The organism is bacterium, from assembly GCA_023135785.1.
GTDB lineage: Bacteria > CAIJMQ01 > CAIJMQ01 > CAIJMQ01 > CAIJMQ01 > CAZNJA01.
The window spans coordinates 1-4,062 of sequence record JAGLSL010000097.1 but is presented as its reverse complement, the minus strand read 5'-3'; the positions used below and the strand labels follow the sequence as shown (position 1 = coordinate 4,062).

At 35.9% G+C, this 4,062-nt stretch carries 3 protein-coding genes; 1 reads left to right on the top strand and 2 read right to left on the bottom strand.

What is annotated here, in order from left to right; all coding sequences use genetic code 11:
* Positions 1-439 precede the first annotated feature (439 nt).
* Positions 440-2,566 (top strand): AsmA family protein, encoded by a 2,127-nt coding sequence (locus KAS42_06470; GenBank protein MCK4905863.1) that lies wholly within the window; start codon positions 440-442, stop codon positions 2,564-2,566.
* A 255-nt stretch (positions 2,567-2,821) separates the two neighbouring features.
* Here KAS42_06470 and KAS42_06465 read toward each other — a convergent pair whose 3' ends face one another.
* Complete coding sequence (locus KAS42_06465; protein ID MCK4905862.1) at positions 2,822-3,826, bottom strand: alcohol dehydrogenase catalytic domain-containing protein; 1,005 nt, start codon at positions 3,824-3,826, stop codon at positions 2,822-2,824.
* A partial coding sequence (locus tag KAS42_06460; GenBank protein MCK4905861.1) for a hypothetical protein occupies positions 3,823-4,062 on the bottom strand: 240 nt, incomplete at its 5' end. The genes KAS42_06460 and KAS42_06465, both read right to left, overlap by 4 nt.

The window sequence follows — 4,062 nt, the reverse complement described above, 5'->3', positions numbered from 1 at the left end:
TTAGTTTTTTGAAGTTATAGTATGTAATTTTTTTAGTTTTCAATCCTTTAACAATATATATCCATGTATATCCATATATCTCTTAAGTACGATTATATTCTGCTTTATGAAGCGCAGTTTGTCAACCCCGCAAGAGATTTAACAACCCACCCCTTAAGTTCTATATAGAGTAATAATTGCTTGTGATGTTAATAAGTATTCAGTGCTTTTTTAAATCTTCAACGGGGTCAAGCCCCGTTAATTTATAACAAGATGCTATAAGGTCAGCAAAAAAATAGGACATATCTTCACACATTCCTGTCCCACTCTGTCATTGCGAGGGAGTCCCGCTGAAAGCGGGAAAGATAGCAAAAAAATTGCGGTTTGGGATAATGGTTTTGGAATAACAATTTCTATACTTTTTAATAAGTCCTGTTTTTGATAATATAAGAAGTTAGAAATGATTAAAACTCGTCACACATACGAGATAAACATAGAGAGGATAATAATGAAATTTAAAAGATTAGGCAAGATTCTCGGTATTATCGTCGCATCTGTTCTATTGCTTATTATCATAGCAATGTTCTCGCTCAACATTTTTTTGAAATCCGAGAGCTTCAAAAAAATCGTTATCAATAGAATAGAAACTGCTTTAAAAGTGCCTGTAGAAATGGGAAGTTTTCAGACAAACATATTTTCGGGAGTTCAAATCGACAATTTCAATATTAAAAACCCAACTGATTTCCCTGAAGGATATTCTATAAAAACAGAATCTATTATTTTAAAATACGATTTATATGGCCTGCTTCGTCAAAACTTCAGAATAGAAGAAATACAACTTGTGCGTCCCGACATTAATCTCTTACAGAAAAATGATGGGACATGGAATCTGCCCATTACTTCATCGGACAAAAAGACAGGGTCAAGCAAAGACCTGCCCGCTTCGCAGCCCTCGGCTTCGCCGAGAGGCGAGCAAGCGAGAGCGATGATGTTGCCATTTATAGCAGACAACGTCCAGATAATTGACGGCAATTTAACATTAACAAAAGCAGGAGAACTTCCTTTGCTTTCAATCCAAAATTTCACGATAAGATTAAAAATTCATAGCATCAATTCTTTTCCGAATATAGATTTGAATCTTTCAGCCAACAAAGTGGACTCTCCTATGACGTCCCCAATTAAAGACATAAAGGCAAATTTAAAAACATCCGAAGGGTTGGCATCTCTTAATAATCTTTCTCTTAATATTTCAGGAGGTTCGATTGAGATGAAAGGCGATTCTACTTTACCGTCAAAAGATAAAGCTGCCGAATACACCGCAACTATATCGGTAAAAAATATTGATTTGGAAACACTGATTAGCCAGTTTATTCCCGAAGCAAAAGAATTATTAAAGGGAGTTGTTGATGCAGATATTACCATCAAAGGACAGGGATTTGACACCAAAGCTGATATAAAATTTTCCATCCCATCACTTTTAGTCCAAGATAAAATAAAAATAGAACAAGTAAAAGGTAATATTAATTATGCTGATTTCGATTTTATAATCTCCGATATTACTATGAACGTTTTTGGAGGTAATGTTGCAGGAAAGGGAACAGGAACACTGGCAAGTATGTTAAACCCCGAATTTAATTTAGCATTTAATGTTAGCAATATAGACACAGGCGCCGCGCTTACCGCTTTAGGACAAGATGCATCGCTTGCCCAAGGCAAATTATCGGGCAATATAAACGCATCCGGAAATATATCCAATATAAAGGCAAACGGTAGAATGTCTTCCAATAAACTTAATATTAAAAAAATGGGGGACTTGACCGACATTATCGCGCCGTTTAAAGCTACATTAACAAAACAAAACAAGGAAGTTAATATAGAAAATTTCAGCGCAAAAATTTACGGCGGTTCAGTCGGAGGTAAAGCTAATATAACATTCGACAAGAACGGAGCATCTAAATATTCCACAACATTGAACCTGTCAGGCCTTGAGGCAGGAAATGCTTTGAAACAGTTAGCTGGTAAAGCATTCCTGACAGGAAAAACAGATGGGAATATACAACTGGCAGGTCAAGGCACAGATATAAATACACTTACAGGCAGTACAGATATCATATTCAAAAACGGCAAATTAGCTACACACCCCATACAGAATCTTTTATCCGTATTTATACCGTCTCTTAAAACAATTAATTTTGTGGCCGCAAAGTTTCTTTCAACAATAGGAAACGGGAAAGTCAACATAAAAGCCGCCACATTAGAAAATCCGCAACTTTTAATGTATTACGGCAAAGGACAAATGAAACTCTCAAATCAGAAACTTAAAATACCATCACATCTTTCAATGAGATGTAATGCAGTTGCAAGAATACCACTGGTAAGCGGAGCATTTGTCAGAGAAGATGAAAACTGGTGCGGCATAGATTTTAATATACTCGGCACTATTTCCAAGCCAAAATCCGATCTCGGAGATAAACTCAAGGGTCAAGCCATTGGCAGTGCAATTGAACAGATATTCGGCGGCGATAAAGACAAGGAAGATAAAGGCGGTGGTGGAATAGGAGATTTATTGGAAGGTATATTTAAGTAAAGGAAATACAGTAGAAATACAGTAGATATACAATAGAAATACGTAGTAAGAAACAATTTATTTCCATATATTTCTATCTATTTCAATTATATTTCTTTTCTACATATTTTTTATTGCCACAGTAATTTTTTTATTTATAAAGAGAAAGTCCAAGGATAGAATTGCTCGCTTTGCAACAGATGGGGTAAATCTAATTTATATATATTGGTCTACATTCTGGGAATCTACTATCATTGTTAATTCCCAAAATTTAATTTACGGATAAAATAGTATTTTGCAGGAATTTTTTGCTTCTACGGCAAGTTTCAAGCCATTCTGGAAATCTTTCAACGACAGACGATGGCTGATAATAGAAGTAGCATCTTTTAACTTGCCATTTACAAACATATCAAAAATTTCTTTCTGTTCTATTGGCGTAGACGAATAAGTTCCTAACATCAGCGTCTCGTGGTATATAAGATTGGGATCAATTTGAACTCTCGTATCATCAGGCACCTGCGCAAATATACTTAGTTTACCCCCTACTCTGATGATATCTAAAGCTTCCCGAACAGCTTCTTCGTTGCCTGCGCTTACAATAACTATATCGGAATCCCCGAATTTGTCTATTTTCTCAAACTTTATATTAAGCGTATCTTCTGCGCCTAACTCTTTAGCAAACTCAAGCCGTGAATCCACAACGTCAACCAAACGGATTTTTTCTACTCCAATTGTTTTTAAAAGAATAAGATGCATAATCCCTGAAGGTCCTGCTCCAATTATGGTTACCACATCGTCAGGAAGAATTTGAATTCTTTTTATATTTCTCCAGGCGCAAGCAAAAGGCTCTATCAGAACCGCATCCTCGTCGCTTAAAGAATCGGGCAATGACAAGACATTGTTTTTCACCAATTCTTTGGGAACTTTTATAAACTCAGCGAAACCGCCGGGTTGGATATTTGTACTTTTAAAAAGTTCACATAAAGAAAAAGTCCCCTGCTTACAATATTTACAGGAAAAACATGGAGTATGATGGCTTACAAATACTCGTTCGCCAACTTTGAAATTTCTAACATTTCTACCCTGTTTTTCAATGGTTCCGACTACTTCATGTCCCAAAACAGAACCTGACTGAACAGATTCCTGTTGTATTTTGTAGATATCTGTTCCGCACAGACCGCATATTTTAACCTTTATAAGAAGTTCGTCGTCTGTAATAGTGGGAACGGGAATATCTTCATATTTGATATGGCAAGAAGAATAAAAAACTTGCGCTTTCATTGAACATCCTCCATTTTAAGTATAACCGAATTTCTGTTTTCCCATCCATCAATTTGCGCTGTATAAGCTAAATCTATGATGTCCTGCTTGTTCAAAACATTTAAATAATCCGCTTTACCAAAACCGATAACTTCTCTATGAACCCCGCCCTTCCTAAAATTTGTTGTAAAAGGAAGGGCGGGATGAAATTTTTCATCTTTTACCCAGAATTTTATATGATTGGAACCGACTTTTTT